Genomic DNA, 18,020 nt, shown 5'->3' with positions numbered 1-18,020 from the left:
GGACGATGGAGATGGGGCGCTACTTGGCGGTGATTTTGACAGCCAGCTCGACGCCGTCGCGGTTGGCCGAGGTTTTCTGCGGCGCGTCCAGCGTAACGCGCTCGGCCAGCGTCGGCTGATGGCGCAGCATGGTCTTGCGGGCGTTGGCCGCGCGCTGCTGGGCCAGCTTCTGAAGGTCAGCCTGGCTTACCTGCTGGTCGGCCAGCATCTCGTCGCGCAGCTGCTTGGCCAGCGCCTCGCCGGACGGGCCGCCTGGCTTCAGCACATGGCCCAGCAGTTTGATCCGGCCGATCAGGCGGCCGTAGACGGTCTTGATCGCCGATTGCGTCTGCGGGTCTTTCAGGTCCAGCGTAGGCAGCGGCTCGTCGTCCAGCGGCGGATGGCCGGCGGCGGCCAGCACCGCCGAGTCGACGCGCGCGCGCGCCAGCTGCTTGCTGTCCGCATCCGGCGCGTAGCCGCCGGCGATGGCGATCTGCATCTTGGGCCGCTTGGCCATCAGGGCGGCCACCTTGTCCAGTTTTTCGCGCTCGGGCGGGCTGACATGGGCCTCGCCGGCGACAAACCGTATATCGTCGAAGCCCTCGCCGCCGAGCAGCGCGCCCAAGGCGCGGAATGGCGCGGTGGCGACCTTGGTGACCACGTTGACGATGGCTTTCCAGATCACCTGGCCATAGCTGAACTGCGGGTCGTCCAGGCTGCCGGCTACCGGCAGGTCCAGGTCGATGCGGCCATTGCTGTCTTCCAGCAAGGCGATGGCCAGGCGCAGCGGCAAATGCGGCCCCTTGTCGCCCTTCAGCTCGTCGCCCAGCTGGATGGAATCGATCACGATGCGGTTTTCGCCTTTCAGCTGCCTATGGTCCAGCAGATAGCGCAGCTCCAGCGACAACTTGCCGTCCTTGACCTGCCAGCCGGCGAAGTTCATCGAGTACGGGTTGAGGTTGTTCAACGCCAGATTATGGAAGTCCAGGTGGATGTCGGTGCTGTCGGTAGGCGACAGCGGCGACAGCGCGCCGCGGACCTTCACTTCTCCGTACTGGTCCACCGCGCCGTCCAGCGTGATGCGGCCGCGGTTGCCGCCGCGGGTGGACAGGTTCTGGATGCTGCCGCGCAGATGATGCATGCGGGTGGCGAAGTCCGGGGTCATGCCGTGGTCGGCGAACTCCACCGCGCCGTTTTGCACGTGGATGCTGTGCACGTCCACTTGCGGCAGCGCGGCCGGTTTGCCGCTGGCCGGTTTCGCGGGCGCGCTGTTGCCAGCGAAGATCTGCTGCCAGTTCAGATGGCGCTGCGGGTCCAGGATGAGCCGCGCGCGCGGCTGCTCCAGCTTCACATCGTTGATGGAAACCTTCAGCGGCATGCCCTGCACCTGCAGCTGGCTCAGGCTGAGCGCATTCCAGCCCAGCAAGGGCAGCGGCTCGCCCGGCTCTTGCAGGCTCATCTTCGCCACTTGCACTTGGCCGGCCAGCTGCCATTGCTTGGCGGAGGCGGCGTTGAGCTTCAGGTCGGCGCTCAGCGCGCCGCCGGTCAGTTTCAAGGGCGTGCCGCTCAGGGCATAGGGCGCCAGCGGCGCGACGGGCAGCGTTTTGAGCTGGATGCCGCCTTGCGCGGCGGGCGCGGCCGGGTCGATATCCAGTTTGGCCGCCAGTTGTCCGGCGCCGGCGCGGGCGGAGAGGTTCAGCGCCATCTTGCCGGAAGCGGAAGGCTCCAGCTTGGCGTCCAGTCCGCTGACATCCAAGGCCAGGGGCTTGGACATCGACTGGTCGCGCCAATGCAGGCCGCCGTTCAGCAATTGCGTGGCGGGATAGCCCCAGTTCCAGGCGGGCGCAGCGGGTTTTGCCGAGGCTTTGGGCGCGGCTCCCGGGCGCTGCGCCAACAGTTGCGCCAACTCCAGCTGGCCATTGCGCTGGCGGACCAGGGAGAGGTCCAGTCCTCCCAGGATCAGCTCGCCGGGCTTGAATTCGCGCAGCTTCAGGTCTAGCAGGCTGGGCGCGAGCTCGGCGCGAGCCAGCTTGGCCCAGGGCTGAGCGCCGCCGCTGGAGACGGCGATGTCGTTGAGCGTCAGGCCGATGTCGCGCAGCTGCGCGCCTTGTTCCGGCGTTTGGTTCAGCTTCAGTTGCAGATGCGGCAGATTGGCCTCTACCCGCAGCGGGCGGATGAAGCTGTCGTCCCGCCAATCCGCATGCCAGCCGTTGAAGCGGATGCTGTCCAGCTTGACGATCCAGGGAGAGGGTTTGGCCGGCGCGGGGGGCGCGGCCTGGGGCGCGGGCAGGGCGCGCAGCCAGTCCAGCCGCCCTTGCGCGTCGCGCCGGGCGCTGAGCTTGCCGTTGTTGAACTCGATGCGGCCCACCGTCAGCAGCGAGCGGGACAGATCCAGCGCGCCGTCTTCCACCTTCAGCTGCGGCAGCTCCAGCTCGCTGCCGCCATCGGGCGAGCGCAGCTTGAGCTTGTCCAGCTCCGCGTTCAAGGAGGAGATGGTCAGGTCAGGCGCGGCGCCGTTCATTTCAAACTGATAGCGCGCCTGGACGCTGATCTCGCCCTCGGGGCGATTGACGGCGAAATGCGGATGGACATAGTCCCAGACCGAGGCCAGCGGCAGATCGCTGATCTTCGCCTCGCCCATCGATTGCATGGGCTGCAGGCGCATGCTGCCGCGCCAGTCGAAGCGGCCGCCGCCTTCCAGCTCGGCGTGCAGGGCGTAGCGGCCGTTTTCCTCCAGCGTGGACAGATCGGCCAGGCTGAGATTGATCGGCGCCAGATGGAAGCGCTCGCGCAGGCCGTCGGCGCGGTCGATGACGCGGATCTGGCCATTGCGCAGATTGAGCGCGGCCAGTTTCAGCCGGGGCAGCTTTTCCGGCGTGGAGCCGCTTTCCAGCTTGGGCGGGCCGGACAGGTCGGCCGCCAGCTTTTCCCAATTCCATTGGCCCTTGGCGTCGCGCGCCAGCCACATCTGCGGGCTGTCCAGCGAGAACTCGCTGGCTTGCCAGCGGCCCAGCAGCAAGGCGTACAGATCGGCGTTCAGATACAGGCGGCGGGCCTGGAACAGCGGCCGGCCATCGCCCTCGCGCAAGGCGACGTCATTGAGCGTGAGTTCCATGCTCCACGGCAGGATTTTCACCTCGGCGATGCTGAGCTGCCGGCCATGCTTGCGCGCCCAATCGGCGGCGGCTTGCTGGAGCAGTTTGGGCGCGATCAGGCCCAGCGCGGCCCAACTGGCCAGCAGCAGGACGAGCGGAATCAGAATCCAGCGCAGCCAGCGGCGGCTTGGTCGCGGAGCGGGGGAGACGGGTTGGGTTTCGGCTGGAGAGGAGGTATTCATATCGCTTAATTCTAATACACTTTGCGGGTGCCGTCTTGTTGCATGCTTTGTCCTACTGGCGGGCAGTTTGACGGTTTCGGACGCGCCGGCCATTGCCTGCCGGCAGCAGGCATGACTAGGATGGTTTGGCGCGCGCTGCGCGAATTTGCCAAATCTTTATCTCGAAAGGGAGATGATCTCGCCGCTGAAGCGGCCGGTGTTTCCGGTTGTCTTTGACGGCGGCGCGCCGGTTTCGGTTCCCGCCGCCGCTTGTCTTGTGCCGCCCGGCGCTGTTGCCGGGCAACCAATAATGCGACCAGAGGCTTTATGGACAGTGCCAGTACCATCAATCAATGGCTCGACGAGCACCATATCACCGAAGTGGAGTGCCTGATCCCGGACATGACCGGCCTGGCCCGCGGCAAGATCGTGCCGCGCCACAAATACAACCCCGCCGAAGGGCTGCGGCTGCCGGAGGCCGTGCTCACCATGACGGTGACCGGCGACTACCCCGAGCGCGATTTCACCTCGGTGGCCGATCCGGACATGAAGCTGCTGCCGGACGCCAGCACCATCCGGCCGGTGCCGTGGAACAAGGAACCCACCGCCCAGATCATCCACGACTGTTGCACCTTCGAAGGGCTGCCGGTGGATCTGTCGCCGCGCAATGTGCTCAAGCGCATCCTCAAACTGTATCAGGACAATGGCTGGAATGCGGTCATCGCGCCGGAGATGGAGTTCTACCTGGTGGAAATCCAGCCGGACGAAGACCTGCCGCTGCGCCCGCCCGTCGGCCGCACCCGCCGCACCGAGGCGGGGATGCAAAGCTTTTCCATCGACGCGGTGAACGAGTACGACGACATCTTCGACGTGATGTACGACTGGTGCGAGGCGCAGGGCCTGGCGCTGGACACGCTGATCCACGAGATGGGCACGGCGCAGATGGAGATCAACCTGGACCACGGCGATCCGCTGGAGCTGGCCGACCAGGTGTTTCTGTTCAAGCGCACCGTGCGCGAGGTGGCGATCCGCAACAATATGTACGCCACCTTCATGGCCAAGCCCATGCAGGGCCAGCCGGGCAGCGCCATGCATATGCACCAGAGCGTGGTGGACATCGCCAGCGGCCGCAATATCTTCAGCCTGGACGACGGCAACCCCTCGCCGCAATTTCTGCACTTCATCGGCGGGCTGCAGAAATACCTGCCGGCGGCGATGCCCTTCTTCGCGCCGTATGTGAACTCCTACCGGCGCTTGAGCCGCTACACCTCGGCGCCTATCAATCTGAGCTGGGGCTACGACAACCGCACCTGCGGCCTGAGGGTGCCGCACTCCGGCCCGCAGGCGCGGCGGGTGGAAAACCGTCTGGCCGGCGTGGACGTCAATCCTTATCTGGCGATGGCGGCCAGCCTGGCTTGCGGCTTCATCGGCATGAGCGAACAGGTGCAGCCTTCCGCCCCCCTGTCCGGCAGCGCCTACGAGCAGCCGCACCAGCTGCCGCGCCACCTGGACGACGCCATCGACATGCTGCTGCGTTGCGAGCCGCTGGCGGAAATCTTCGGCGAGCATTTCATTGAAACCTATGCGGCGATCAAGGAAGCGGAGTACCGCGAGTACTTCGACGTGATCAGCCCCTGGGAGCGGCGGTTTCTGCTGTTGCACGTCTAGCCTGCCGACCTTGCGCCAACGCCTTCCCGCCTTATAGGCCGGAAGGCGTTGGCGCTTGCGCCGACCTCTCGATGCCAAAACGGCAAAGCCGCCTTGGCTTGATTTTGCGTGGAGGCGGAAACCTAGCGTGCCGACACCGGAAAAGACATGCCTATCTCCACATTTATCTTGCCCATAGTCGTTTTGTGTCGCTTGCCACGAAACTGAAGGAAACGGTGGATCCAGTTTGCATACACTTGCTATGTGCGAAAACTGTAATGTTCTACTGGAATGCGGGCGCGAGCCCGCTCCAGTAGGCGTAACTTTTCCGCTGCTGCAGGTAAGTGGTGTGTTTTGTCCAGTTTTAGGTTTTCATATAAAGGGATCTGGTAGTATTTTGATAATTTAATGAATAATTCTTCGGAATATTTTTGCGCATCAGGATGTGATTGTTTTTACCTGGTATTTCGGGTGGCTAATTACTAAGTAGGCTTTGCAAACCAGTTAAATCCAGTGACGGCGGGCACGGAGTAGGGGGGGGCATGGCAAATTACTTCAAGTGCAATGAGCGCGTTGCGTTCCTAGTATTACTGTTCATCACCACTGCTGTTGCGGTGCTTGCGCTGTACTGCATAGCCTTTAAGTGGTCTAACGCTGGAAAACTATTAGCAACGGCAGGACTGTCGGCTACTCTAACAGGGGTCGTTCAACTTGAGGTTGCCGGGCTTTTCACAAAAATTCTCGACGAGTACGGGGACGATGAGAGGTATCCATATGGACCACCTTCTTACATCACAAGAGAGATCATCGATAACCCTGATACTCCTGTTCGGACATGGCTTCGAGACAAAGCGTTCTTCAAGCCCGCCACAGGTTTCTGGCTCATTGTTGTCGGCACTCTTATTCAAGCTGGTGCGGTATGGTTTTAGTACGCGGCAAAACAGCGACATCAAGAAAACGCAGCTAGACACGCCAGCAACCCTCCATGTGGCCACTGTTTGGCTATGATTCGTTTCGCCCAACTTTCAGCCCCCGCCAGAAAAGATTCGATCGGTATCGTAGTTATTCTGATATTTGTATATTGATGGCATATTTTTTCTGCGCCACAATCAGGGTTTTCGCCCGATATGCGGGTGGATAATTGCTAGCCTGGATACATATGAACATTCGTCCCTACGGACCCGAAGACTGGGATCGGGTTTGCCAGATCCATGATGCGGCGCGACGCGATGAGCTCGCGGCGGCCAAGTTAGACGCGGCGTACCTGACGCTTGAAGAAACGGCAGATAACGAGGGCTTCCACGATTACACGCTAAGGGTCGCGGAGGTGGGCGGGGTTGTTTCTGGATTTGTCGCTTTCACCGCTGACGAACTTGCTTGGCTTTACGTCGATCCCGCTACCTATGGCAGGGGCGTTGGCACTGCGCTCATCCATGCGGCGCTCGGCGAGGCGAGGGCGCCCATGACAGCGGAGGTGCTGAATGGCAATGATGCCGCAGTCGCCCTTTATCGCAAGGCGGGTTTCGATATTATCGGGGTCGAGCATGGCGTCATGCCTGGCAACGAGAGTTTTCCCGTTTCCGTCACCGTGTTGCAGCATCCGGGTGTTGACTGACTATTTGATTCACACCTTGGAGTGCCGCGAAAACGGGGCGGATGTGAAATGTCGGCTGTTATTGAGGCCGTGCAATGATGATGGAGCGCGCATTCACGCCGGCTGCTGCTGGGTGACGCAGTGGATGCCGCCGCCGCCGCCGCCGGCGATCGCGTCTATGTTCAGCTGCACGATTTCGCGTTCCGGGAACTGTTCGCGCAGGATATCGCGGCAATTGCCGTCGGCATCGTCGTCGCCGAACTGCGGCGCGATCACCGCGCCGTTGCAGACGTAGAAATTGACATAGCCGGCGGCGAAGGACTTGCTGTCGTAGTCGGGCCTGACCTGGTCCGGCCCGCGCAAGGTGACCACCTGCAGCCGGCGGCCTTTGGCGTCTGTAGCCTGGCGCAGAATGGCCAGATGGCGCTGCTGCACCGCGTAGTCAAACGAGGACGGGTCGCTGTCCACGCTGGCGATCACCACGCCGGGGCGGATGAAGCGCGCGTAGAAATCGGTATGGCCGTCGGTGATGTCGCGGCCGGCGATGCCGGGCAGCCAGATCACCTTGGCCACGCCGAGCAGGCGCTGCAGCTCCGCCTCGCAGGCGGCTTTGCTTACCCCGGGATTGCGATTGGGATTGAGCACGCAGCTTTCCGTGATGATGGCGGCGCCGTCGCCATCCACCTCCAGCGCGCCGCCTTCCAGCACCAGCCTGCTCTTCAGCAGCGAGACGCCCGCGCGCTCGCAAACCGCGGTGGCTGCGGCGCGGTCCCAGCCGTACTCCTGCTTTTTTCCCCAGCCGTTGAAATTGAAGCCGGCCCCGGCAAGCTGGCCTTGGGCGTCATGCACGAATACCGGCCCGCTGTCGCGCATCCAGATATCGTCCAGCGGCTGGGCGATCAACTGCATGCCGTCGCCGCACAGCCGGCGCGCCAGCGCCAGATCATCGCTTGGGACCAACATCCGCACCGGCTCGAATTGCGCGATGGCGCGGGCGATATCCGCCAGATTGCGCCGCGCCGGTTCCAGCAGCCGTTTGCCCCAGATGCCGGCTTGCGCGCCGAAGGCCATCCAGGTGGCGGCATGCGGCGCGGCTTCATCCGGCATGCGCCAGCCGCCGGCCTGCAATTTGCTGCCCGGTCCGCGCGCTATCGGCTGTTTGGATGGCGCCTCGGCCTGGCCGGCGTGGCCATCGGACAGGCAGCCGCCCAGCAGGGCGCTGCCTGAGAGCAGGGCGGCGTGTTGCAGAAAGCGGCGTCGGTTCATCTTCGGCTCCAGGGCCGCCGCGATTCGAGGCCGCCCATGCTTTAGAGATAGCCGACGCCGCCGCGCCTTGCGTTTAAAGCGGCTTCAGGACAGCAGCTCGGCCAGCATCGCCACGCCGTTGTGGTGTTGCAGCGGGTCGAAGTAGCTGATATTGAGCCGCATGGCGTTGAGCCTGGCTTGGGCGTCGCGGAAGAACAGCGATCCGGGCGCGTAATGGATGCCCTGCTGCATAGCCTGCGGCAGGCGGCTGCGGCAGTCCATGCCCTCCGGCAGCTCCAGCCACAGGAAATAGCCGCCCTGCGGCGTAACCAGCCGCGTGCCTGTCGGCAAGCGGGTGGACAGTTGCTGCTGCAGCGCCAGCAAATTGGACTGAAGGCGGCTGCGCAGCAGGCTGAGCATGTCCTCATGCTGGCCGCCGGCCAAGAGCCGCGACAAGGCCATCTGGCTCGGCAGCGGGGTGGACAGCGAGCTGCACAGCTTCAGGCCGACGATGCTGTCGCGGAAGCGCCCGGCGGCGATCCAGCCCACGCGGTAGCCCGGCGCCAGCGATTTGCTGAACGATGAGCAGTGCAGCACGCCGCCTTTCTGGTCGAAGGCCTTGAGCGGCAAGGGCGCGCCTTCGCCGAAGTGCAGCTCGCGGTAGGTGTCGTCCTCGATGATGGGCAGCCGGTGCTTGTCGGCCAGCGCCACCAGCGCCTGCTTGTCGGCATCGCTCCACACCAGGCCGGTGGGATGCTGGAAATTGGCCATCGCCAGGACGGCGGCCGGCTGATGCTGCAGAATCATTTGCTCAAGCCGGGAAAAGTCCAGCGCTTGGCCGGGCGACACCGTCAGGGTGTGGACGGCGATGCCCAATTGCTCAAGTTGATCGAACAGAGCCGGGAAGGCCGGAGTCAGCGCCAGGACCGATGCGCTGCCGGACAGCTTGGTCACGGCGCGGATGGCCAGGTTCAAGGCCTCCATGCCGCCGCAGGTGACGATCAGCTCGTCGCCGTCCAATTCCACGCCTTGCGCCAGATAGCGCAGGCTCAGCTCCCGGCGCAGTCCCTCGAAGCCCATGCTGGTGTCGCCGCACAGGGCGTAGCGGTAGTCGCGCAGGGCGCGGGTGAGGGCGCGGTTCAGCGGCGTGGTGTTGATCAGCGCCGGGTTCATATAGGGACAGCCCCAGGGCATGGGCAAGGCGCTGGTCAGGTGCTCGATGCGGATGGCGCTGCCGTCGCCGCCCAAGGGCGCATCGCCTATCAGCGGCTGCGAGCGCGCCAGCACCCGGAAGCCGGAGCGCGGCAAAGCCTCGATCAGCCCCAGCTTTTCCAGTTCTGCATAGGCGCGTTGCGCGGTGGTGATGCTGATCTTGTGGTCCTGGCACACCTTGCGCAGCGAGGGCATGCGGTCGCCCGCGCGCAGATGCCCTTGTTCGATCGCGTTGCGGAAGCGTTGGCTCAGTTGGCCGGTTTTGTTCATGAATGCCTTCCTGCCGCCTCATTCGCCGATGAAGCTGGATTTTTCCTTGATGGTGACATCGTCATTCAGCGAGCGTATCACGAAGTGGATGGGGTGGGCGCCGCGGCTGGCGTGCTCGGGATCGGCCTGCACCCGCACCGCCACCGTTTCGGTGCGCGATGGCTTGACGTCGAATACCTGGCCGGGGCTTTCCATGCGGATGCCGGGCAGCCCTTCCACCGTCACGGTATAACGCTGCGGCTGCTCGGTGGTGTTGATCAGCCTGAGGTTGTAGCGGTTCTGCAGCAGGCCGTCGTCAGTCTGTTCCACCAGGCTGGCGCGGTCGCGCAGCACATCCACCTTGAATGGCTTTTTCAGCACCAGCGCCGTGGTGGATGCCACGATGATGCCGGCGAGCAGACAGGAATACACCGCGATGCGCGGCCGGTGCAGCGACTTGGCCGGCGCGGGCTTGCCCTGCAGCGCTTCGGCGCTGGTGTAGCGGATCAGGCCGCGCGGCGCATGCAGCTTGTCCATCACTTGGTCGCAGGCGTCGATGCAGGCGGCGCAGCCTATGCACTCATACTGGAGGCCGTTGCGGATGTCGATGCCGGTGGGGCAGACCTGTACGCAGATGCCGCAGTCGACGCAGCCCTTGACCGGATTTTCGCTCTTGGCCTGCAGCTTGCCGCGCGGCTCGCCGCGTTGAGTGTCATAGGAAATGATCAGGGTGTGGTCGTCGAACATCGCGCCCTGGAAGCGGGCGTAAGGGCACATGTGCAGGCAGACCTTCTCGCGCAGCACACCGGCCAGCAACCAGGTGAAGCCGGCGTAGAACAGCGTCCAGAACAAGTCCCAGGGCCCCATTTGCAGCACCGCCAGTTCGCGGATGGGCGTGAAGTAGCCGACGAAGGTCAGGCCGGTCCACAAGGAGAAGCCCCCCATCAGCAGTTGGGCCAGCCCTTTCTTGGCGAGCTTGCCGGCGCTCATCGGCGCGGCGTCCAGCTTGCGGCGCGCCAGATGATCGCCCAGCACCAGCCGTTCGATCCAGATCATGATCTGGGTATACACCGTCTGCGGGCAGCTGTAGCCGCACCACAGCCGGCCGGCCAGCGTGGTCCACAGGAACAGACCTAGCGCGGACACCACCAGCAGCGCGGCCAGGTAGATGAAGTCCTGCGGCCACAGGCTGATGCCGAAGATCAGGAAATGGTGCTCGGCCAGGTTGAAGTGCACGGCCTGGCGGCCGTTCCATTGCAGCCAGGGCATGCCGAAGAACACCAGCTGCGTCAGCGCCACCATGCCGACACGCAGATTATTGAAGCGGCCGCTGGTGAGGCGGGGATGGATCTTGATCGGAACAGGCTTGATTTCTGGCTTGGACATGGCTGCCACCGCGCTATGAAAATGGGCTATTTGTACTGCCCTCCATCAGTACAAACAATGAACAGAATGCGGTGAAAATATGTATACAGATGCGTCTGTATGCTTACAGCAAGGCTTTGCGTTCTAGATCGGACAGAAACAGGGCGAACAAGGTTTGATCCGCGTCAAATCAGAGCGGACTGGGCTTTGCGGGGGCGCGGAGTCTTGGCCATCTGGCGCGGGCGCATTTTCAAGCGGCGAGATCGACATTCAAAACTGTGCGCATGGTTTAAGCCCATCACGGCCGGTATGGCTTGAATGCCGGCCGGATCCGCGCTTGTTGTTTTGGCGGGGTGAAGGCCTTGAGATAGTTGTCGGCGCATGCCTTCATGTGGCATGTTGTTTGCATTTCTTGGCGAGGCGAAGACGATGAGTTTATGGGCGTGGGATAGCGGCATCATCGCGGCGGTTTCTTTATATGTGGTGGGCGCGGCCAGCCCCGGCCCCAGCAATCTGGCCATCATGGGCGCGGCGATGAGCCATGGCCGTCTGCGGGCTTTGGCGATGGCGGCCGGCGTGGTGCTGGGTTCGCAATTCTGGGGGCTGCTGGCGGCCTGCGGCTTGGCCGGCGTGATCCGCGAGGCTCTGTGGCTGATGACGGCGATGAAGCTGGCCGGCGGCGCGTATCTGCTTTACCTGGAGGTTCAATCGGCCCGGCAGGCGGCAAGGCGCGAATGGTCGCCGCCCGCCGCGGCCGAGCCAGGCAAGGACGGCGCCTGGCGCTGGCTGCTCAAAGGCGCCGCCATGCATGTGACCAACCCGAAAGCCATCCTGGTGTGGCTGTCCATCGTCACCCTGGCCTTGCCGCGCGATGGGGGCGGCGAGCAGGCCTTCCATGCGGTATGGGCTTGCGGCGCGGCCGCGGTGGCGGTGTTCTGCGGCTATGCGCTGGTGTTTTCCACGGCCGCCGCGCGCCATGGCTACCTTAAACTGCGCCGCCCTTTCCAGGCGGTGCTGGCGGGAGCGTTTGGCTGGGCCGGGCTGCGCATGCTGTTTGGGCGCGGCAACCTCGCTTGAGCTTGACGCGGCAGGGCGGCGGCTAAGAGTGGGCGCCGCCGTTCTTCATCACGGAAAAGTTGTTGATCACCGCGGCGAGCTGCGTGGTGCCGGAGCGGATTTCTTCGATTGAGCGGCTGACTTTGTCGGCATGCTCCTCGCCGCTTTGCGCCTTGACCAGCATCTCCTGGATGCTGCCGGTGGCCGTGCCGGTGCCGTTCTTGATGTCCTCGACCATTTCGGTGACTTCCTTGGTGGAGGCGTTGGTGCGCTCCGCCAGTTTGCGCACCTCGTCGGCCACCACGGCGAAGCCGCGGCCCAGCTCTCCGGCCCGCGCGGCTTCTATGGCGGCGTTCAAGGCCAGCAGATTGGTCTGATCGGCGATCTCATGGATGGTGTTGATGATGGAGGTGATGCGGCTGGCTTTCTGATCCAGGTCTTCGATGATGGTGGCGGACTGGCTCGCGCTATGGGCGATGACGGACATGGCCTGGATGGTGTCGCGGATGATTTGCTGGCTGTCGCTGGAGGCCCGGTCAGACGCGGCCGACAGCTGATGCGCTTCGCGCACCAGCTCCAAATCCCGTTGGTGTCCTTCTTCCTGGTCGGTGATGTCTAGCGCGAACTTGATCACTTTCACCACCTTGCCCTCATCGTCCTGAATGGGCGAATAGCTCGCCTCCGGCCAAATCGCTTTGCCGTTCTTGTGGCGCCGCTCGAAAATGCCGGTGGTGAAGATGCCCTGGTTGAGTTTGCGCCAAAACTCCACATAAGCGGGGCTATGGGTGAATTCGGGCGGACAGAACATTCTGTGGTGCTGTCCCTTGATTTCCTCCAGCCGGTAACCCATGGTTTGCAGAAAATTGCTGTTGGCGGTCAAAACCGCGCCGTCATTGGCGAACTCGATGATGGCCATGGACTGGCCGATGGCGCGCATCGCACTGGCGGCCTCCACGGAAGCCTGGACGGATTCGCTGACATCCTGCGCGAATTTGATGATTTTGCTTACCCGGCCGGAGGCATCGCGGATCGGGTTGTAACTGGCTTCCAGCCAGATGGTCCTGCCATCTTTGGCGACGCGGCGGAAGCGATCGCGGACGAACTCCCCGGCGCGCAGCTTTTGCCAGAAAGCCTGATATTCGGGACTGGCGGCGTATTCCTTGGGGCAGAATATCCGATGATGCTTGCCGATGAGTTCGGTTTGGGCATAGCCCGTGGTCAACTCGAAATTGCGGTTGGCCGAAAGGATGACGCCGTCCGGAGAGAAGGCGATGACGGCCATGGATCGATCAAGCGCGTCCAGTACGCTGCGGGATTCCAGCGCTTCGTTTTCCAGCTGGCTCAGCTTCTGCTTGAGATGCTTGTTGAACATGGCAGCCTCTTAGGTGGAACTACTTAATCTTTATGGCGCAGGATTGCCGGACGAACTAGTTGCCAACTGCATGATTCGCCACGGACTATTGGCGGCGTCTTGTTTTTATATGGCACGTAAGCCGGCGCGATGCCAGCGCAAATTCCTTTCCCGGCAAGTGGTTTTTCAAGCGCCGGGCGAAAGCGCGCGGCGGCGGTGGCGGATGGGCGGAAATGCTCGTTTCTTGCGGGAGCGTGGGGAAACGAACGGCCTAGCGCATGCGCTCAGACCCCGGCTGGCGGGGTCTGATAGGAGAGGCCATGCGCGGGCCGCAGGCTTGTTTCTGGCAAGCGTTCAGCGGGTGAGTTGCGGGAATAGCCGATACAGGCCGTCTACGATGATTTCCACCGATACCGCGGCCAACAGCATGCCCATGACGCGGTTGACGATGTTGATGCCGGTCTGGCCCAGCAGCCGCGTTAGCGGCGTGGCCAGCGTCAGCGCGCCGAAGCAGGTCAGCGCCACCAGCAGGCTGCTGATCAGCAGATACACCACCTGCACCCAGGTGTGGGCGGTGGTGGCGTAGATGATCACGGTGGAGATGGTGCCGGGGCCGGTCATCAGCGGGATGGCCATCGGCACCACCGCGATATTGGTTTTCAGGCCGGCTTCTTCCCGCTCTTGCTTGGTGGTCTTGGTCGGGCCTGGCTTGGCGTTCATCAGCGCGATGGCGATCAGCATCAGCAGGATGCCGCCGCCCACCTGGAAGGAGCCTATGCTGATGCCGAGAAAGCGCAGCAGCGTCTGGCCGACGATGGCGAACAAACACATCACCACGGCGACCGCGATGGCGGTGGTCTTGGCGACTTTCTGCCTTTCCTCCTGGCTGGAATTGGGCGTGAGGCTGATGAAGATGGGGATGGCGCCGAGCGGATTGACCAGCACCAGCAGGGCGATGAAGATTTTTGCGATTTCGATTTCCATGGTCGGACTATGGTAGCGGGTGGAAGGAAAGGCCGCGTTCAAGGCAGGGACATCAAGCTGCGCGCATGCGTCATCGCTTATACAGCATAGCCGCGTTCCTTGTTTACTCCTCATGGAAACGCAGAATGCGGCCAGAGTTGATCATCACTGCCAGCGTGCTGCCGTTGTGCAAAATGGCGGCGATGACGGCGCCGCTCGCGCCCAGGCCGCCCGCCGCCGCCAGCAGCGTCAGCGCCAGCGTCCAGCCCAGGCCGATGGCGACATTGGCGCGCAGAATCGCGCCGCAGCGGCGGCTCAGCCGAACGGCGGTGGCGAGCCGGCGCAGATCGTCGCCGGTGATCACCACGTCGGCGGCGGCGACGGCGATGTCGGCGCCGCGTTCGCCCAGCGCCACGCCCACCGCGCCGGCTTTTAGCGCCAAGGAATCATTGATGCCGTCGCCGACCACCAGCGGATGGCGGCCGGCGGCGATTTCCGCTTTGACGTGGGCCAGCTTGTCGTCGGGCAGCGCCTGGCTGACGACTTGCGCTATGCCCAATTCGGCGGCCAGCGGCTCGGCGGCGGCGGCCTGGTCGCCGGTCAGCAGCCATTGCCGCTCCAGCCCCAGCGCGCGCAATTGGCGCAAGGTGTCGGCCGCCTCAGGCCGCGGCGTGTCGGCCAGATGGAACCAGGCCAGCAACCGGCCATCGCAGGCCAGGCCGGCCAGGATGGCGCCGCGGGCCGGCGGAGCATCGCCGATCCAGCCATTTCGGCGCAGCCAGTCTGGCTTGCCCAAGGCCAGCCTGCCTACGGCATGCTTGGCCGACAGACCCATGCCTTGCGTTTCCTGCTGATCAGTCAAGGATTCTGGAGGCGACGCTCCCATCAGCGCGGCCAAGGCGCGGCTGACCGGATGGCTGCTGCCGGCGGCCAGGCTGGCGGCCAGCAGGGCGGCAGAGGGCGTGTCGCCAGCCTGCGCCTGAGTGTCGATATGCACGACGGACAGCTGGCCCCGGGTCAGCGTGCCGGTCTTGTCTATCACCAGCGAATCCACTTCGCCCAGCTCTTCCAGAAACGCGGAGCCGCGGATCAGTATCTGGTGCCGGGCGGCGGCGGCCACGCCGGCGACGGCGACCGAGGGCGCGGCGATCACCAGGGCGCAGGGGCAGGCGGCCACCAGCACCGCCAGCGCGGCCTGAGGATCGCGGCCGGCGAACCAGCTGATCGCCGCGATGGCCAGCACCATGGCCAGGTAGGCCGAGGCATGGCGTTCGACAAAGCGGGTGATGCGCGGCTTGGCGCTTTCCGCCTCGCGCATCAGGGCGATGATGCGGCCCAGGGCCGAATCGGCGGCGGCGCGCTCGACGGTCATTCGCAAGCGGCCTTGCAGATTGATGGAGCCGGCGTAGACCCGGCTGCCCGGCGAAACGTCGCCGGGCGCGGCTTCGCCGGTCACGGCGGATGCGTCCAGGCTGGAGTGGCCCTCTGTCACTCGGCCATCGGCGGGAATGCGGTCGCCGGGACGGATGTCGATCTGGTCGCCCGTCGTCAGCAAATCATTGTCCACATCCTCATGGCCGCCCTGCGGCAGCAGCCGGCGGCTGCGATGGCGGCTCAGCTCGGCCAGCGCCGCGATGGCCTCGCGCGAGCCAAGCAGACTGCGCTCTTCCAGCGCGTGGCCCAGCACGATGAGGATGGGCAGCAGCGCGGCGCTGACCCAGTCTCCGGCGGCCCAGGCGCCGACGATGGCCAGCGCGGCCAACAGGTCGGTCAGGCCGTGCAGATCCGGCGCTCGCAGGCTTTGCCAGGCGGCGCGCAGCATCGGGCTGGCCAGCAGCAGCGACGCGGCGGCGGCCAGCGCCTGGGCGAGCGCGGCGCCATTGGCGACGAAGCCTTGCCAGAACGCGGAGAGCAACAGCAGGCCGATGGCGGTCATGGCCAGCAGCAAGCGGCGGCTTTGCCGCGCGCGTTCGGCGGGCTCCAGCAGGGCGGGCGAGGCGTGGGCGCAACCGTTCATGGCGACTCTCCCGGCAGAATCAGATGGCTGGCGGCGGCGGGATCGACGGTGGTGACCTTGCCGGCCTTGGCCAGGATGGCGGGCAGGCGCTGCTGATACAGTTGGCGCAGCACCTCGGCGCCTGCCGTCCCGCCGGCGCGCCCTGCCAGCGCCTGGATTTCGCTGGTTTCCGCGCGCGCCTGGGCGATGCGTTCGTCGGCGCGGGCCCGCGCGCCGTTGATCGCTTCGGCGACCGCGGCTTGGGCCTGCTGTTTCGACAGGGCGGCCTCGGTGCGCGCCTGGGCGAGCTGGCGCTGCGCGGCCTGGTCGGCGCTTAGGACCGCGTCGAAGGCGGCCTGCGCCGCGCGCGGCAGCGTGGATTGCAAGTCTATGCGCGAGACTTGCACGCCTATGCCCGCGCCGCGGTTCTTCCAGGCGTTCAGGCGGGCATTGCTCTCCTGCGCCAGTTCGGCGCGCAGCCGTTCGCGCGCGATGGCGGCGCCGGCGCCCGTCTCGCGCGTGGCCATGATGGTTTCCAGGCCGCGGCTGGCGCACAGCCGCATCGCGGCGGCCTCGACCGCCTTGTCCAGCATGGGTAGCGCCAGATCGCCTTGCTGGACGTAGGCGGCGGGGTCTGTGATCCGGTAGTAGACGGCGGCGCGCAATTGGGTCACGCCCAGATCGCCGGTCAACAGATAGCCGGAGCCGGCCTGGGCGTCGTTCATCTGCGCCAGCGGGATGCCGGCCTGGTCCAATAGATCGGCTTCCGGCGCGCGGGCGAGGCGCTTGATCGGCCTTTGTTGCAGCCGCTCTTCGGCGGGCAATAGCCGCACCTCTTCCAGCGGACTGGGCCAGGCCAGCAGCAGGCCGGCCCGCTGCGCGCGGTCGATGGCACCGAAGCGCAGCACCACCGCCTGGCTGTCGGCCGGGATCAGGCGGACATTGCCGAACAGCCAGGCCAGTCCGCTCAACGCGGCGATGGCCAGCAGCAGCCAGTAGGCCGGCCGCAGGGTTTGTTCCAGGGCCGAGGGAGGGGCGCGCCTGCCGGTGTCGCTCATTTTCTGCCCGCCTTGCGCGCCGGCGCGCCCTGGCCGGGCGGGCCCTCCACCAGGGAGCGGAAGGGGGCGGCGTCGGTGCGGAGAATCAAGCGGGTGTCGCCGTTGACGATGTGGTTCAGCGTATCCAGCGCGCGCAGGGTTTTATACAGTTCCGGCGCGCTTTGGTAGGCGCTGCCGTAAATCCTGGCGGCTTCGGTCTGCGCGTCGGCCTCGATCTTGGCGGCTTCCGCCACGGCGTTGGCGCGCAGAATGCGGGCGTCTCGGGCGGCTTCGGCGCGGATGGCGGCGGCCTGCTCGTTGCCCGCCGCGGTTCTTTCCGCCGCCAGCGTGTCGCGTTCGGCCCGCATCCGCGCCACGGTGGCGTCCAGCGCCGCGGCGGGCAGCGTCAGCCGCTCGACGCCGACATCGACGACTTGAACGCCGTAGCTGGCCAGCAGCGATTGTGACAGCTGCCCGCGCAGCGCTTGCTCGAATTGGGGCAGTTTCAATCGCGCCGGGTCGGTGTTGACCAGGTCGCCCAGCGCATAGGCGCTGCTGCCGGTTTCCAGCGTGGAGCCGATGAAGCTGCGGATCTGGCGCGCGGCCTCGTCGGGCTGGTTGCGCACCGCGCGCATGAAGCGGGTGATGTGGACGGCGTCCGGCGGCACTTGCCAGGCCACATAGGCTTGCATGATGACGCGCAGGCCGTCGCGGGTGCCGACATCCTGCAGGCCGCTGGAGGTGGTGCGCAAACGCAGATCGACCGGCACAGCGCTTTCGAAAGGCTGCGGCCAGCGCCAGGCTAGCCCAGGCTGCAGCAGCACGCGCTCCGGCGCCCCGAAGCGGGTGATGACCATGGCTTCGCCCGAACGGACTTGCAGCATGCAGGCGGCCGCCAGCGCCAGCGCCGCCACCGCGATGGCCGCGGCGAGGCGGGGCCTGCGGCTGCGCGGGCTGTCCTGGCCGCTTGGCGGCGGGTGAGGGTGCGAATGCGAGTGCGTGTGGCCCAA

13 protein-coding genes are annotated in these 18,020 nt (G+C 65.0%); 4 read left to right on the top strand and 9 right to left on the bottom strand.

Annotated elements, in window-relative coordinates:
• Positions 1 to 19 precede the first annotated feature (19 nt).
• On the bottom strand, positions 20 to 3,316 hold the full coding sequence (locus NKT35_RS00605; protein WP_254297873.1) for a DUF748 domain-containing protein: 3,297 nt from the start codon (positions 3,314 to 3,316) through the stop codon (positions 20 to 22).
• 306 nt (positions 3,317 to 3,622) lie between these two features.
• Here NKT35_RS00605 and NKT35_RS00600 point away from each other — a divergent pair, with 306 nt between their 5' ends.
• The 3 genes from NKT35_RS00600 to NKT35_RS00590 all read left to right on the top strand — a co-directional run bounded on the left by NKT35_RS00600 (position 3,623) and on the right by NKT35_RS00590 (position 6,557).
• Complete coding sequence (locus NKT35_RS00600) at positions 3,623 to 4,963, top strand: glutamine synthetase family protein (RefSeq protein WP_254297872.1); 1,341 nt, start codon at positions 3,623 to 3,625, stop codon at positions 4,961 to 4,963.
• 521 nt (positions 4,964 to 5,484) lie between these two features.
• Positions 5,485 to 5,871: a hypothetical protein gene (locus tag NKT35_RS00595; protein ID WP_254297871.1), complete on the top strand. Its 387-nt coding sequence runs from the start codon at positions 5,485 to 5,487 to the stop codon at positions 5,869 to 5,871.
• A 230-nt stretch (positions 5,872 to 6,101) separates the two neighbouring features.
• Positions 6,102 to 6,557 (top strand): GNAT family N-acetyltransferase, encoded by a 456-nt coding sequence (locus tag NKT35_RS00590; protein WP_254297870.1) that lies wholly within the window; start codon positions 6,102 to 6,104, stop codon positions 6,555 to 6,557.
• Between the two features lie 93 nt (positions 6,558 to 6,650).
• Here NKT35_RS00590 and NKT35_RS00585 read toward each other — a convergent pair whose 3' ends face one another.
• The 3 genes from NKT35_RS00585 to ccoG all read right to left on the bottom strand — a co-directional run bounded on the left by NKT35_RS00585 (position 6,651) and on the right by ccoG (position 10,628).
• Positions 6,651 to 7,802: an agmatine deiminase family protein gene (locus tag NKT35_RS00585; protein WP_254297869.1), complete on the bottom strand. Its 1,152-nt coding sequence runs from the start codon at positions 7,800 to 7,802 to the stop codon at positions 6,651 to 6,653.
• A gap of 84 nt (positions 7,803 to 7,886) precedes the next feature.
• Complete coding sequence (locus tag NKT35_RS00580; RefSeq protein ID WP_254297868.1) at positions 7,887 to 9,263, bottom strand: aminotransferase-like domain-containing protein; 1,377 nt, start codon at positions 9,261 to 9,263, stop codon at positions 7,887 to 7,889.
• Between the two features lie 18 nt (positions 9,264 to 9,281).
• On the bottom strand, positions 9,282 to 10,628 hold the full coding sequence (gene ccoG / locus NKT35_RS00575; RefSeq protein ID WP_254297867.1) for a cytochrome c oxidase accessory protein CcoG: 1,347 nt from the start codon (positions 10,626 to 10,628) through the stop codon (positions 9,282 to 9,284).
• 408 nt (positions 10,629 to 11,036) lie between these two features.
• Here ccoG and NKT35_RS00570 point away from each other — a divergent pair, with 408 nt between their 5' ends.
• The gene (locus tag NKT35_RS00570; protein WP_254297866.1) at positions 11,037 to 11,684 is read left to right on the top strand and encodes a LysE family translocator; all 648 of its coding nucleotides are present in this window, start codon (positions 11,037 to 11,039) and stop codon (positions 11,682 to 11,684) included.
• Positions 11,685 to 11,706: 22 nt separating this feature from the next.
• On the opposite strand, the gene NKT35_RS24080 is transcribed toward NKT35_RS00570, so the two are convergent.
• The 5 genes from NKT35_RS24080 to NKT35_RS00540 all read right to left on the bottom strand — a co-directional run bounded on the left by NKT35_RS24080 (position 11,707) and on the right by NKT35_RS00540 (position 18,020).
• Positions 11,707 to 13,035, bottom strand: coding sequence for a methyl-accepting chemotaxis protein (locus NKT35_RS24080; RefSeq protein WP_305883455.1), 1,329 nt, complete (start codon positions 13,033 to 13,035; stop codon positions 11,707 to 11,709).
• A 333-nt stretch (positions 13,036 to 13,368) separates the two neighbouring features.
• Complete coding sequence (locus NKT35_RS00555) at positions 13,369 to 13,998, bottom strand: MarC family protein (protein ID WP_254297865.1); 630 nt, start codon at positions 13,996 to 13,998, stop codon at positions 13,369 to 13,371.
• 103 nt (positions 13,999 to 14,101) lie between these two features.
• Entirely contained in the window at positions 14,102 to 15,994 is a 1,893-nt protein-coding gene (locus tag NKT35_RS00550; RefSeq protein WP_254297864.1) for a heavy metal translocating P-type ATPase, read from the bottom strand.
• Complete coding sequence (locus NKT35_RS00545) at positions 15,991 to 17,031, bottom strand: SPFH domain-containing protein (protein WP_254297863.1); 1,041 nt, start codon at positions 17,029 to 17,031, stop codon at positions 15,991 to 15,993. The genes NKT35_RS00550 and NKT35_RS00545 overlap by 4 nt, the downstream gene beginning before the upstream one ends.
• Entirely contained in the window at positions 17,028 to 18,020 is a 993-nt protein-coding gene (locus tag NKT35_RS00540) for an SPFH domain-containing protein (protein WP_254297862.1), read from the bottom strand. Before NKT35_RS00540 ends, NKT35_RS00545 begins: the two co-directional genes overlap by 4 nt.

The organism is Chromobacterium sp. IIBBL 290-4 (assembly GCF_024207115.1).
In the GTDB taxonomy this organism is placed as follows: domain Bacteria; phylum Pseudomonadota; class Gammaproteobacteria; order Burkholderiales; family Chromobacteriaceae; genus Chromobacterium.
Note: the sequence above shows the minus strand (reverse complement) of the source record. Positions and strands in the feature narration are given on the sequence as shown.